The sequence below is a fragment of the Mucilaginibacter sp. P4_D1 genome (assembly GCF_056401935.1).
The window spans coordinates 217,754-230,829 of the sequence record NZ_JBFUIJ010000002.1 but is presented as its reverse complement, the minus strand read 5'-3'; the positions used below and the strand labels follow the sequence as shown (position 1 = coordinate 230,829).

Sequence of the window (13,076 nt, the reverse complement as noted above, 5' to 3'; positions counted from 1 at the left end):
AATACGAAAAGCTATCGATTTTTTACAACTAAACGCTTATTTACAGCCTGTTATTGTCAATATTCACCAAAGCTTTTTTTAGGGTGAATACCACATATTCCCTGTTACGGTTTACAAGCTCCATAAGTTTGGTTATCAGTGCCTCTTCCTGTCCTTCGGTATATTTTAGCTGCTCATCGCTAAGGTTGTTATATTTACGTTGAACTTTAATTTTTACACGTTCCCAATCTTTATTGGAGATACTGATTTCGGCCATTGTTAAATTATTTTAAGCAAAAATATAAAAAATACACGTTGGCTGAATTAAAAATGAGGCTATACACCCTTTTTAGCACTAAATAGCAGCAAGATGAGGCGGCAATGGCAATCCCTGGCTCAGTTTATCGGGGATGGGCGCCAGTCGTTTGGTTTGCAGGGGGATAAGGCCCGACCATATAGGCAGTTCCAGGTCGTCGTCATCGTCAACCGGCATACCGGTGCGTAACTTGGCCGATGCCTCGTCAATTTTAAACGCAAGCGCTGTGGTTTTAAGTACTTCCCTGTCGGTTATTGGGCGAAGGTAATCCCAGCTGCCGGGCACAATTTTTTCGGTAAGCCATTTAAAAGCTTCGGTTTTATCGTCCACACTTTCAATTTTTTCTGCCTGCGCAAATATCACTACCGACCGGTAATTTACCGAGTGATGAAATGCCGATTTGGCTACCACCAGTTCGTCCATCAGGGTAACGGTGATACAAACGGGGATGCCTTTTTCCAGTTCACGCATCAAATGGCTACCTACCGAACCATGCACATAAATACGGTTACCATACCGCACAAACGCAGTAGGGATGGCGTATGGTTTGTTATCTGCCGAATAGCTGATGGTGCAATATAATGCCTCATCCAGGATACTGTTGATGGTTTCGGGCTCGTAATTTGCCCTTTTTGCTGCCCTGCTGGGGATAAGATGTGCCGGTGGATTTGCCATGATTTTGTTTTTTGGTAAAATTATGCGTTTATTGGATGGTGATAATGCTCCAGATAATACAAAATAGGTAGTCCAATTTTATGCAGGTATATTCATCAAGCTTAATAATTGATAAACAGGTGCAGCTGCCGGTTTATATTCAACTGGTCAATCAGCTTATGGCGATGGTAAAAGCGGGCACATTACAACCGGGCCACCGGCTGCCCAGCACCCGGCAGCTGGCCACCTTGTTAAACCTGCACCGTAAAACAGTGATAAGGGCCTATGACGAATTGCTGGCCCAGGGCTGGCTGCAAAGCCATACCGGCAGCGGAACTTTTGTGGCTGGCCATTTACCGGTAACAAAGCCCCGGCAGTTGTTAAATAATAGCGCCGACGTAGCTAAGATAGCAGGCTTTAGTATAAAGGAGGCGCCACACCTGCAACGCAGAATTGTTGATTTAAACATTGATCTGCATCTTGATGATGGTTTCCCAGACACCCGCATGGCACCCGTAACCGAACTTTCGAGGGCTTACCGCACACAGCTTTTAACAGGCAACCCCTATACCCGCTTGGGTTACGCCGACCCGAAAGGATCGGAGTGGTTGCGCACTGAGTTGGCGGCCTATTTAAATATCACCCGCGGCTTGCGGGTTACGCCGGCCAATATCCTGATAGTGCGGGGTACGGTTATGGGCCTTTATTTAACCTGTACCGGCTTGCTGCAACCCGGCGACACAGTAGTTACCGCCCAACCTGGCTGGGCGGGTGCCGAAGCCAATTTTTTACAGGCCGGGGCAAACCTGTTAAAAGTGCCGGTTGATGAATACGGATTGGATGTGGATAAGCTTGATGAACTTTGCAGCAGGCAAACCGTGCGTATGGTGTACGTTACTTCACACCACCATTACCCCACAACAGTGGCACTGCGGCCTGATAGAAGGGTACGCCTGCTTGAGCTGGCCCAAAAACATGGGTTCATTATTTTTGAGGACGACTATGATTATGATTTCCATTACCAAAACAAACCGCTGATGCCATTGGCCAGCGCCGACGAGGCTGGAATGGTGTTGTATTGCGGCGCTTTTTCCAAAAGTATTTCGCCGGCCATAAGGGTTGGGTATCTGGTTGGCCCCGAAAACGTGATTGAACATTTGGCCCAATTACGGCGCACCATTGACCGCCAGGGCGATAGCATGTTGGAGAATGCCATGGCCGAGCTTTTACAAAACGGAGTGATACAACGCCACCTGCGCAAATCATTACGGGCATACCAGCAGCGGCGCGATTTTTTTTGTGGATTACTGAATGATAGCCTAAAAAATTACGTGCAATTTAAAATGCCGGAGGGTGGCATGGCTGTGTGGACTTATTTTGATTCGCAAATAGATTTGAACAGGCTTGCCCAAAATGCCTTAAAAAAAGGACTATATTTCCAGGGCGAGAATAGCCCACTGGCGCCAAATTTTACCAGGCTGGGCTTCGCCTCCTCCGCACCGGCCGAGCTGGAGCAATGTGTAGCTGTACTGGCTAAATTGCTTGAAAAATAACCGCAGATGTTAAGCTTTGTTAAATTATTTTAGTCGGATTATAAAAAACGGGGCAAAGCAACGTTTAAAACTTTGGCGCGTCAATTGATGGGCTGTAAAACAGGCTATCAATACAGCCGTATTGTAAACTAACTATGTAAACAAGGGGTTAAGCTATAATTTTTTGAATATTTATAGCTTCGCCCCGCTAAAAATTAAAATTTATGAAAAAGTATCTATTAAGTGCCGTATTGCTGATAGCAGTGAGTATCAGCGCGCAGGCACAGTTTTCTTTAGGTGTTAAAGGTGGTGTCAATTTTTCGAAGATCAATACAGACAACCTGAAGGAATCAACATTGACTGGTTATCAAGCAGGGTTATTTGCCCGCGTTGGTAGCGGCCTTTATTTGCAGCCCGAACTTTATTTAAGCGGAACCGGTGGTAAATTCAGTTCGAGCGATAACGGCACTGATTACAGCGGAAAAGTAAGGTTTACCAATTTAAACGTGCCTTTGTTGGTTGGTAAATCATTTGGTGGTAAAGATTTAAACTTCCGTTTAATGGCCGGGCCAGTATATACTTACCAACTGGATAAAAGCACAAGTTTCTCCAATAATTTTACGGGGGCCTACCAGGATTTTGGTAACTACAACAAAAGTACATTAGGTTTCCAGGCTGGTGCTGGTGTTGATATCGGCGCAATAACTGCCGATTTGCGCTATGAGGGTGGTTTATCCAAGGTAAACTCTAACTACGGCCAGCGCCAAAACCTTTGGGCTTTAAGCGTTGGATTTAAGATTTTTTAAGCCAGGATAGTAAAGAGCCACGATTATTAAACAAAGCCCGGCGTGTGGAATAGGTCAACATATCGGGCTTTGTTGCGTTAACGTTATTCCTTTTTTTCCGTAGAGACGCATAATTGCGTCTCCCGCATGCAAAGCTCCCTTGCAAAGCACCCATGCAAATAAATTGGCCTTGCAGTTTCTGAATGCCCTGGGGGAGAGGTAATTATGCGTCGCTGCGAAAAGGGCTTAAATACATTTTTTAACACCCCTATGCCCCAACATTTATTCCTTTATTTGCATTTGAGAAAAAACGGTATTGTTAAAAATATAAATGAACAATCTGAAAAAGGAATTATATGATTTGTGCATAGCCCACGTTCGCAGGAGCATGGATGCCGCCGAACTGGCTATCAGCGAAGCGCAAAAATCATCAAACGATGATACTAAAAGCAGTGCCGGCGATAAATACGAAACCGGCCGCGAAATGGCGCAGCAGGAAACCAACCGCAACCTGGCCCAGCTTAACGAAGCCAATAAATTGCTGGTTGCGTTAAACCGCATAGGCACCAGCGGTACATCGGCCGTTGCCGAAGCTGGCAGCGTGATTATTACCAATAATGGCAATTTTTATATGGCTATAAGCGCCGGGGCACTATCACTCCATGGCAAAACCTATTTCGCCATATCGCCCGGTTCACCGGTAGGTATGAAACTGAGCGGTGCAAAAGCGGGCGACAGCTTTACGCTGAACGGGAAAACGTATGTAATTGAATCGGTAAGTTAGTGCAATAGTGGTTATTTGATGCTGCTTGCACTTGTGTTTTAATTGCTAAACATCTGCCTTTAACAGGTATACAATGAATTCGGTGCCTTTGCCAACTTCGCTTTTAATTTCAATGCGGCCTTTATTTACATCAACAAACTGTTTAACAAGGGCCAGGCCTATACCGGCGCCGGTTTCTTTATTGGTGCCATAGCCCGAAATTTCTTTACCGACCACCTTAAAAAGCTTGTCTATTTTTGTTTCACTAATGCCCATGCCCGAATCTTTTACGTGGATGGCTCGGTGGTTATCGTCGCAGGTATAATGGATAACAATAATGCCACCTTGGGGCGTAAATTTAATAGCATTGCCAACCAGGTTCTGGATAATTATTTTTACGTGATTAGGGTCGGCGCTCACCATTTGGTCGCCATTGTGTATGTGTTCTATGTTAATCTCCTTGTTTTTGGCCAGGAAAGCCGATACCGAAAGAATTTCATCAACTACGCCTGTGAGGTTTATGCTTGCTTTTTCAACGTTAACGCCTTTTTGCTGGCTACCAGCCCAAACCAGCATATTGTTTACCATATTATTTACAATGGTTACGTGCTGATAAAAATCCTCAATTAGCAACTTTTGTTCCGCCTCATCAATATCGCCCGAGCGTACAAGATCGATAGTTTGCATAATGGAGGCGAATGGGCTGCGCAGGTCATGGCTTATTACCGAAAACAGCATATCCTTGGTATGGTTTAAATCGTCAAGGGCTTCTTTTTGCCGCGAAATTTCCTGGCTTTGCTGCTTTAAGGCTTTGTTTAAAGCCGTTTTGTGCATGTTGCTTCGGCTAATGATTAATAGTATAATAATAACAAAAACGGCTGCCAGGCTTATTATAATAATCATTAACCGGGTGGAGTTGAGCTTTTGTTTGTTTAGTTCGTTCTCTTTTTCTAACCGGATGTTATCAACCTGTTGCTGTTTTAAATGCAGGTAATTAATCTCTTTTTCCTTGGTATCATTCAATAAGCTATCGTTATTAATTTTATAAAGCGCTTCGTTGCGGTAAGCGTTACCATAATCTTCCAGCGCGGCATAACTTTCAGACAGGATTTTCAGGGCTCTCACAATATCATAGCGGCTGTTAGTTTCGCTTGCCAGGCTTAGCCCTTTATTAGCATTGGTAATGGCTAATTGATATTGGTCCATGCCATAATAAGTTTGGGCGAGGCCCGAAAACGCAAAATCCCGCTCCCAGTTATCCTGGTAATGGGCATTCAATACTTTTTGATAGTACACTATAGCCTGCGGGTAATTTTTTAAATGAAAAAAAGTTTCGCCCATGCGGTTATAGGTCATGGATATAATGTGCTCATCCTTAATCAGCTTGCCGGTATTTAATGCCTTATCAAGATAGGTAAAAGCTTTTTTAGATAGCCCCAGTTCGTCATAACACAGGCCAATATCAAAATACATGCGGCTTATTTTGGCCTGGTCATTAACCTTTGTAAAACCGTCCAGCGCTTTTACAAACTGGTTAACGGCATCCTCAAACTTGTTTTGCCCTAAAAAAATCAGCCCCATTACCTGGTGGGCATTGGCTACCCCCGGCTGGTAATCAATGGCATTGCTAAGCTGCATTAACTTAGATGCCGCATCTAACGATTGAAAATATTCGCCAAGCACATAATAAGCCATGCCAATATTATTTAGGGAAGTAATCTCACCGGGTTGGTTTTTTTGTAATTGGGCAAGCTGTAGCGCCTGTTTGGCAAAATACAACGAACTATCGGCCTGGTTATACCTGTACCCGAGCGATAAACTATTAAGCAAATTAACGCTGGCGGTGTCTGCTTTATAGCCAGGCTGGTGTACCGCCTTTTGCCACTGGGTCAATAACGGCGCCTGGGTTTGCGCAAAACCCGTAACTCCCTCAAATAGAAGGGTACACACAGCAATTAAAAGGCGAAAAATCCGGATAGGTGAAATTTTCAAGCTATTGACAAGGTATTTGAAGTGAATTTATAAAATTTTACCGGTGCGGGCATTTTTTTATAATAAACGATATTGCTTTTATAATTTATGCGCTATAAATAAGGCTGTGTTTATTCACCAGTCGCATTAAATTATATTTTAATAGTTAAAAACGGGTGTTTTTAACCCAAAATCAATAAAAATTAACTTTTTTTAAAAATAAAACCATTCATTCATAAAATCATGCAGTAATCATCAAATATCTATTACTATATTTGATGTTAACAAAACTGGGCAAACAAAACAACCTTGCCTTTTATAAATTAAAGATTGATGAACATATTTGTAGGAAGCCTTCCTTTTCAATTAGAGGAAGCCGATTTAAAAGAGCTTTTTGAAGCGTACGGTGAAGTAAGCACTGTAAAAATTATTATTGACCGTGAATCTGGCAGAAGCAAGGGTTTCGGATTTGTTGAAATGCCAGATGATGAAGCTGCACAATTAGCTATCACGGGTTTAAACGGATCAGATGTTAGAGGCAGATCAATTGCTGTTAGCCAGGCTGAAGACAAAAAACCACGCGACAACCGTGGCGGCGGTGGTTATGGTGGCAACCGTGGCGGCGGTGGCGGCTATGGCGGCGGCGGTAACCGTGGCGGTGGCGGCGGTGGTTATTCAAAAGATAGCCGTGGCGGCGGCGGTGGCAGCCGTTGGTAAATTATAAATAAACAAAGTGCCGGGTATTGGTACCCGGCACTTTGCTGTTAATAATACATCTACTTACTGTACTTTGTGGGATTGGTTTAGCAGGTTTTTTACCTGCTGTGATAGTACTATATCAAAAAACCATGCTTATGTTATTTTTTCGGCGATGTTGCCTGCGGTAGCTTTACCTCAAATGTGGCACCCTGTCCCGGAATCGAAAATATATTAAACGTTCCCTTAAGGCTTTCAACCAGGTGCTTTACAAGCGCCAGGCCAAACCCATACCCATTTTCGCCACCGGTACCATTTGTTGATATAGCATTTCCCTGCAATATGGTGGCTATGCCGCCTGCATCCAGCCCAACGCCCGAGTCGGTTACTTTTACCTGCAATACATTTTCGTTTTTATCTTCAATCAAATCCAGGTCGACAGTAACAAAGCCATTATTCGGGGTGAATTTGATGGCGTTAGATATCAGGTTGCCCGTTATCTGCAGTAATTTATTTTTTGAAAAAGGAATGGTTTCTGATGCCGATGACGTATTTACTGTAAACGTAATATGCTTGTTCATGGCCTGCGGCACATAAAGCTTTTGCAGCTTATCTTTAAATACCACCTGGTTAAATTCGCCTCCCTTCAATTCGGGCACTTTCTTATCTTTTTTATCAGTGCTCAAAATCTCGTCGGCAAGTTCCAGTATCGACCGGCCACTTTTGTGTATCAGGTTCATAAACTCCAGTATCTCGTCCATCTGGTTTTCATCGCCTTGCTCACGAATGAGTTGTGCCAGCCCTATAATACCGCTTAAAGGCCCGCGAATATCGTGCGCTACTTTCTTTTGGGTTTGCTTAGCTTCAGATAAATTGCTCCGTAGGTCCTCAATTACTTTGATGTATTTGAGCCTGTTCACAATTTCGCCGGCAATGATCTTTAACAGCTCTACCTTTTCGGGGTTAAGGTTTTTTGACGAATGCGCGTCAACCACGCATAAAGCGCCTATGTTGTGGTTATCTACATTTAGTGGGATACCATAATAATAGCGCAGATGCGGCCCGCCGGTAACATAGGGCCGGTCTTTAAACCGCTCGTCGGCACTCAAGTCGGCAACTTCCATATTGTCATCACTCATTAACAAGTACTGACATACAGATTCCTCGCGCGGCATTTGCTCCAGGTCCAGGTTGTGGGTGGATATGGTCCATTGGGTATAGGAGTCAATGAGGTTAACCAACGACATTTCAGTGCCGGCAACTTTGGCGGCAAGTTTAGTAAGATCTTTAAAACTATCGGCATGCGCGCCATAGTCCAAATCAAATTCCGACAGGGTCATTACCCTGTCCATTTCATTTTCGGGGATTGGGGGAGTAAACATACAATCAATTAGTTACGCCCTTGTACGGGAGTTTACTGCCAATTGTTTTAACACAATGTCAATAACTGCTAACATGAAAGATGCCTGGGTTGTAAAACATTAATTGCAGTTGCTGCATTTTATTAAAAAAGCGTAATTTAACATTCCTAAAAGCCGATTATTTATGGAAAGCAAAAAACCTTGTTCGGGGCCTGATGAAGGCCTGGATGTGAAGGATAGTTCGCGCAGGAATTTCCTGAAACAATCAACCCTGCTAACCGCCGTAGCCCTTACACCGGGCACTGCCATTAAAGCTGCTGTCAGCCATGTAGATGAGCAGATTGCCGCCGTTTTTGAAAAAATGCCTTTAAAAATGCAGGTAAACGGCAGGCAGCAAAACCTGTCGGTTGAGCCACGATCAACCCTGTTGGATATTTTACGCGAGCAACTGGACCTAACCGGCACTAAAAAGGGCTGCGACCACGGCCAGTGCGGCGCATGTACCGTTCATGTTGACGGGCACCGTATAAATTCATGCCTTACATTGGGCATTATGATGAATGGAAAAAAAATTACCACCATTGAAGGCCTTGCCAATGGCGATAAGCTGCACCCTATGCAGGAGGCTTTTATAAAGCACGATGGTTTCCAGTGCGGGTATTGCACACCGGGGCAAATCATGTCGGCGGTGGCCTGTATCCGCGAGGGGCATGCCAACTCCGAACACGAGATTCGCGAATATATGAGTGGTAATATTTGCCGCTGCGGCGCTTATCCTAATATAGTTAATGCCATACAGGAAGTAAAAGATGGAGGGATGGCCGTATGAAACAGTTTCAATACGTAAAGCCAACTACATTACAGGCAACATTGGATGTAATTGGCAAACCCGGCTCAAAAATTATTGCGGGTGGCACCAACCTGATTGATTTGATGAAGCGAGGCGTTACTGCGCCCGATAAGCTGGTTGATATTAATCACCTGGGGGTAGTTAATCATGTATCATTAAGGGCCATAACCGCAACCAAATCAGGCCTGTCTATAGGTACGCTGGCGCTCAACAGTGTGGTATCAGAAAACGATATGGTAGTGCAGCGGCAACCGCTTTTGGCTATGGCCCTTAAAGCGGGGGCGTCGCCGCAATTGCGCAATATGGCAACCGTTGGCGGTAACATGATGCAGCGCACCCGTTGCGGGTATTTTTACGATACCACGATGCCTTGCAATAAGCGGGTGCCGGGCACAGGCTGTGGGGCCATGGAAGGCGTTAACCGTATGCATGCTATTTTTGGCGCAAGCCCGCAATGTATTGCGGTACACCCCAGCGACATGTGCGTTGCCCTTGCCGCGTTGGATGCTACCGTGATCATAGCAGGCAAAAAAGGAGAGCGACACATTCCCTTTACGGCATTTCATCGCCTGCCGGGAGAACATCCCGAGCTGGATAATACCCTGGCCAAAGATGAGTTGATTCTTGATATCGAGATTCCGGATAATAACTTCGCCAAAAACAGCTACTATTTAAAAATCCGCGACAGGCAATCATATGCCTTCGCGTTGGTTTCTGTAGCGGCGGCGCTTGAAATAGATAACGGGCTGATAAAAAATGCCCGGCTGGCCATGGGCGGTGTTGCCCATAAACCCTGGCGACTTTTTGACGCCGAAAAATCACTTGTTGGCAAACCTGCAACCGAAGAAAGTTTTGCCCACGCGGCACAGCTGGCTATGCAGGGGGCAAAAGGCTATGGCAATAATTCATTCAAATTAAAACTGGCACCGGCCACCATTACCGAGGCTTTAAAACATGCAGCAGGCTTAGTTTAACATCACCATGAAAACAGCGATAGACAAAACGATGCCCTCATCGGCAGAAGGCATGGGCCGGGTAGACGGAAGGTTAAAAGTAACCGGGGCAGCAAAATACTCGGCCGAATATACGCCGGCCGGTTTAACCTATGGGGTACTGGTAGGCAGTACCATTACCAAAGGCAGCATTACTGCCATTGATACCAAGGCCGCTTTAAAAGCGCCAGGAGTATTGGCTATAATTACCCATTTAAATGCCCCAAAAGTGCCCGGCGACCAGCCCGAAAAGGACAAGAAAGGGGGCGACAAGGGCGCTTTAAAGGTTTTTTATGATGATAAAATATATTACAACGGCCAGCCTGTTGCCATTGTAATAGCCGATACTTTTGAGCGTGCGCAGTTTGCAGCATCATTGGTAAAAGCGCAGTATAGGGCCGAAAAGCATACAACCAGCCTGCCCGATAACCAGGATAAAGGCTTTGCACCACGCGGCGAAGGCGGCTACAAGCGGGGGACCGAAGATGCCTGGAAAACTGCCCCGTTTAAACTGGAGCAGGAATATATTGTGCCTACGGTAACCCATAACCCTATGGAGCTTCATGCCATTATTGCCCGTTGGGATGCCGAGGATAAATTAAGCGTTTGGGATAAAACTCAGGGCGTTAAGGACACCCAGCAGGATTTGGCGCGCTTGTTTAAACTGCCTGTACAAAACGTGCAGGTGCACTCGCAATTTGTAGGCGGCGCATTTGGCAGCGCTTTGCGCACCTGGCCGCATGAAGTGGCCGCCATACTTGGTGCTAAGGTCGCGAAAAGGCCTGTGAAGGTAGTTTTAAGCCGCGCCGATATGTTTACATCGGTTGGGTACCGCCCTTTTACCTGGCAAAAAATTGGCATAGGCGCTACTGCCGATGGGAAGCTTACCGGTATTACCCATGAAGCGGCCGGCCAAACATCAACCTACGAAGATTTTACCGAAGGGCCCACCGGCGTAAGCCAGAATTTATACGCCTGCCCCAATGTAAATACCAAATACAACATTGTTCCGCTTGATATTGCTACACCTACCTGGATGCGCGGCCCCGGCGAAGCTACCGGCTCTTTCGCGCTGGAATCGGCACTGGACGAGCTATCTTACCAGCTCAAGATAGATCCCGTTGAATTGCGGATCCGTAATTACGCCGAAAAAGACCCGGATAGCGGAAAACCGTTTTCGAGCAAGTTTTTGAAAGAAGCGTACGCGTTAGGCGCAGATCATATAGGCTGGAAAAACCGGAAGGCAGAGCCCGGCTCGGTAAAAGAAAATGGCTGGTATGTTGGCTACGGAATGGGCAGTGGGATGTTTGGTGCCTACCGCGACAAGGCAACCATCAAAGCCGTGATGAAAGCCGATGGTACGCTGTTACTACAAAGCGCGGTGAGCGATATTGGCCCCGGTACGGGCACAGCTATGGTATTAATAGCCGCCGAACAAATGAACATCCCTGCCGAAAAGATAGAATTTGAGCTGGGCGATTCGTCATTACCCAACGCGCCCACGCAGGGAGGCTCGGCCACTACAGCCAGTGTTGGCTCGGCAGTATATAAAGCCTGTGCCGATTTAAAAGAGAAATTTCAAAAGCTGGTTGGCAATAGCGGCACCGACAACCCTGATTATGCGAAAATATTAAAGGACCACAACCTGGCATCGCTGGATGTAACTACCGAAACTGATGGAGGTAACGGGATGCAAACCTATGCCATGAACTCCTGGTCGGTGCATTTTGTAAAGGTTTTGGTAAATGCCGCAACCGGTGTTGTTAAAATTGACAAGGTTGCCTGCGTAGCAGATTGCGGCCGAATCATCAGCCCTAAAACAGCACGCAGCCAGGTTATAGGCGGCGCGATAGGAGGGCTTGGCATGGCTTTGATGGAGGAGTCGGTGATTGATCACCGGTATGGCCGTTACATCAACAATAATTTTGCCGACTACCACGTGCCGGTAAATGCCGATATCCCGCAAATAGATGCCCTGTTTGTAAACAAACCCGACCCCATCATCAATCCGATGGGTGCTAAAGGCATGGCCGAGATAGCCCTGATAGGCATGGCCGCCGCTGTAGCCAATGCAGTATACAACGCCAGCGGAAAGCGGGTACGGGAGTTGCCCATAACGCCGGATAAGGTGATGGGATAGGGAGGAGGAAATGCATTGCAAAGCGCCCGGAAAATTGAAAGTTTACTTTCAAAATACTTCTTTTTGCCGGCAACGCAAATCATTTCATCTACGTTATTGTTATAATCGCAATAAAAAAACCGACATGAAAAAACTGATCATACTTACGCTGCTAATCGCTTTTAGCTCATTCACCTTTGCTCAAGGCAAAAAAGTGGTTTGCTGCGCCAATCCATCATCAACCCAGCGTTTTGCCATGCTGGCATCCAACCCTGAGTTCCGGATGGCGCATTTAAAGCCCTTGCCAATCCATTTTCAGAGCAGTATAGGCGCAAATATTACCTACCAAACACCCGACGGAAAAACATCTACAGCCTATTTGCTGAAAGCAAAAAAGCCTACCAATAACTATATCCTGGTGATCCACGAATGGTGGGGCCTGAACGATTATGTTAAACGGGAATCGGAAAAAATTTACAATGATTTGGGCAATGTAAATATCATTGACCTTGACCTTTACGATGGCAAAATAGCTACCGACCCTAAAGATGCCGGAAAATTAATGCAGGCAGTTGTTGAAGACAGGGCCAAAGCCATCATCAATGGCGCTATTACTTATGCAGGAGCCGGGGCGCATATTGCTACCATTGGCTGGTGCTTTGGTGGCGGCTGGAGTTTACAAACCGGCCTGCTTGCCGGCAAAAAACTGGCAGGCACCGTAATGTATTACGGCATGCCCGAACAGGATGTGGCCAAATTAAAAACGCTGAACGCCGATGTGCTGGCCAATTTTGCCAATAAAGACCAATGGATAAACCCTAAAGTAGTGGGTAAGTTTAATGATGATATGAAAGCTGCCGGCAAAAAACTATACCTGCACCAATACGATGCCGACCATGGTTTTGCCAATCCCAGCAGCCCGGCCTATAACAGCGACGCCACCAAAGATGCTTATGCCAATACCATAGCGTTTTTTAAAGCAAGGTTGAAATAAACAAAAATGCTAAAGTTGCGTTATTGGGAAGCAAGTTAATCCTTGCTCCATTTTTCGTAACATT

12 protein-coding genes are annotated in these 13,076 nt (G+C 45.7%); 8 read left to right on the top strand and 4 right to left on the bottom strand.

Annotation, left to right across the window (positions count from 1 at the left end; translation table 11 throughout):
* Positions 1-40 precede the first annotated feature (40 nt).
* Both AC1DV1_RS02825 and AC1DV1_RS02820 read right to left on the bottom strand, forming a co-directional pair.
* Positions 41-256 (bottom strand): hypothetical protein, encoded by a 216-nt coding sequence (locus tag AC1DV1_RS02825; protein ID WP_090638442.1) that lies wholly within the window; start codon positions 254-256, stop codon positions 41-43.
* Between the two features lie 78 nt (positions 257-334).
* Complete coding sequence (locus tag AC1DV1_RS02820) at positions 335-970, bottom strand: pyridoxamine 5'-phosphate oxidase family protein (RefSeq protein WP_477354928.1); 636 nt, start codon at positions 968-970, stop codon at positions 335-337.
* An 80-nt stretch (positions 971-1,050) separates the two neighbouring features.
* On the opposite strand from AC1DV1_RS02820, the gene pdxR reads away from it, so the two are divergent.
* The 3 genes from pdxR (at position 1,051) to AC1DV1_RS02805 (ending at position 4,050) form a co-directional block, all read left to right on the top strand.
* Positions 1,051-2,502, top strand: coding sequence for a MocR-like pyridoxine biosynthesis transcription factor PdxR (gene pdxR, locus AC1DV1_RS02815; protein ID WP_477354925.1), 1,452 nt, complete (start codon positions 1,051-1,053; stop codon positions 2,500-2,502).
* A gap of 203 nt (positions 2,503-2,705) precedes the next feature.
* Positions 2,706-3,287 (top strand): porin family protein, encoded by a 582-nt coding sequence (locus tag AC1DV1_RS02810; RefSeq protein ID WP_477354921.1) that lies wholly within the window; start codon positions 2,706-2,708, stop codon positions 3,285-3,287.
* A gap of 310 nt (positions 3,288-3,597) precedes the next feature.
* Positions 3,598-4,050, top strand: coding sequence for a 3-oxoacyl-ACP synthase (locus tag AC1DV1_RS02805; protein ID WP_477354918.1), 453 nt, complete (start codon positions 3,598-3,600; stop codon positions 4,048-4,050).
* Between the two features lie 45 nt (positions 4,051-4,095).
* On the opposite strand, the gene AC1DV1_RS02800 is transcribed toward AC1DV1_RS02805, so the two are convergent.
* The gene (locus AC1DV1_RS02800) at positions 4,096-5,979 is read right to left on the bottom strand and encodes a tetratricopeptide repeat-containing sensor histidine kinase (protein ID WP_477354915.1); all 1,884 of its coding nucleotides are present in this window, start codon (positions 5,977-5,979) and stop codon (positions 4,096-4,098) included.
* A 354-nt stretch (positions 5,980-6,333) separates the two neighbouring features.
* Here AC1DV1_RS02800 and AC1DV1_RS02795 point away from each other — a divergent pair, with 354 nt between their 5' ends.
* Positions 6,334-6,717: an RNA recognition motif domain-containing protein gene (locus AC1DV1_RS02795; protein WP_090638138.1), complete on the top strand. Its 384-nt coding sequence runs from the start codon at positions 6,334-6,336 to the stop codon at positions 6,715-6,717.
* 140 nt (positions 6,718-6,857) lie between these two features.
* Here AC1DV1_RS02795 and AC1DV1_RS02790 read toward each other — a convergent pair whose 3' ends face one another.
* The gene (locus AC1DV1_RS02790) at positions 6,858-8,078 is read right to left on the bottom strand and encodes a GAF domain-containing sensor histidine kinase (RefSeq protein ID WP_477354912.1); all 1,221 of its coding nucleotides are present in this window, start codon (positions 8,076-8,078) and stop codon (positions 6,858-6,860) included.
* Between the two features lie 163 nt (positions 8,079-8,241).
* On the opposite strand from AC1DV1_RS02790, the gene AC1DV1_RS02785 reads away from it, so the two are divergent.
* The 4 genes from AC1DV1_RS02785 to AC1DV1_RS02770 all read left to right on the top strand — a co-directional run bounded on the left by AC1DV1_RS02785 (position 8,242) and on the right by AC1DV1_RS02770 (position 13,012).
* Positions 8,242-8,886: a (2Fe-2S)-binding protein gene (locus AC1DV1_RS02785; RefSeq protein ID WP_477354909.1), complete on the top strand. Its 645-nt coding sequence runs from the start codon at positions 8,242-8,244 to the stop codon at positions 8,884-8,886.
* Positions 8,883-9,881: an FAD binding domain-containing protein gene (locus AC1DV1_RS02780; protein ID WP_477354906.1), complete on the top strand. Its 999-nt coding sequence runs from the start codon at positions 8,883-8,885 to the stop codon at positions 9,879-9,881. Before AC1DV1_RS02785 ends, AC1DV1_RS02780 begins: the two co-directional genes overlap by 4 nt.
* Positions 9,882-9,888: 7 nt before the next feature.
* The gene (locus AC1DV1_RS02775; RefSeq protein WP_477354903.1) at positions 9,889-12,039 is read left to right on the top strand and encodes a xanthine dehydrogenase family protein molybdopterin-binding subunit; all 2,151 of its coding nucleotides are present in this window, start codon (positions 9,889-9,891) and stop codon (positions 12,037-12,039) included.
* A gap of 124 nt (positions 12,040-12,163) precedes the next feature.
* Positions 12,164-13,012, top strand: coding sequence for a dienelactone hydrolase family protein (locus AC1DV1_RS02770; RefSeq protein WP_477354900.1), 849 nt, complete (start codon positions 12,164-12,166; stop codon positions 13,010-13,012).
* Positions 13,013-13,076: the final 64 nt, after the last annotated feature.

Bases quoted from the DNA above. Each gene is read 5' to 3' on its own strand.
- AC1DV1_RS02825 (WP_090638442.1), bottom strand. From the start codon at position 256: ATGGCCGAAATCAGTATCTCCAATAAAGATTGGGAACGTGTAAAAATT.
- AC1DV1_RS02820 (WP_477354928.1), bottom strand. From the start codon at position 970: ATGGCAAATCCACCGGCACATCTTATCCCCAGCAGGGCAGCAAAAAGG.
- pdxR (WP_477354925.1), top strand. From the start codon at position 1,051: ATGCAGGTATATTCATCAAGCTTAATAATTGATAAACAGGTGCAGCTG.
- AC1DV1_RS02810 (WP_477354921.1), top strand. From the start codon at position 2,706: ATGAAAAAGTATCTATTAAGTGCCGTATTGCTGATAGCAGTGAGTATC.
- AC1DV1_RS02805 (WP_477354918.1), top strand. From the start codon at position 3,598: ATGAACAATCTGAAAAAGGAATTATATGATTTGTGCATAGCCCACGTT.
- AC1DV1_RS02795 (WP_090638138.1), top strand. From the start codon at position 6,334: ATGAACATATTTGTAGGAAGCCTTCCTTTTCAATTAGAGGAAGCCGAT.
- AC1DV1_RS02790 (WP_477354912.1), bottom strand. From the start codon at position 8,078: ATGTTTACTCCCCCAATCCCCGAAAATGAAATGGACAGGGTAATGACC.
- AC1DV1_RS02785 (WP_477354909.1), top strand. From the start codon at position 8,242: ATGGAAAGCAAAAAACCTTGTTCGGGGCCTGATGAAGGCCTGGATGTG.
- AC1DV1_RS02780 (WP_477354906.1), top strand. From the start codon at position 8,883: ATGAAACAGTTTCAATACGTAAAGCCAACTACATTACAGGCAACATTG.
- AC1DV1_RS02775 (WP_477354903.1), top strand. From the start codon at position 9,889: ATGAAAACAGCGATAGACAAAACGATGCCCTCATCGGCAGAAGGCATG.
- AC1DV1_RS02770 (WP_477354900.1), top strand. From the start codon at position 12,164: ATGAAAAAACTGATCATACTTACGCTGCTAATCGCTTTTAGCTCATTC.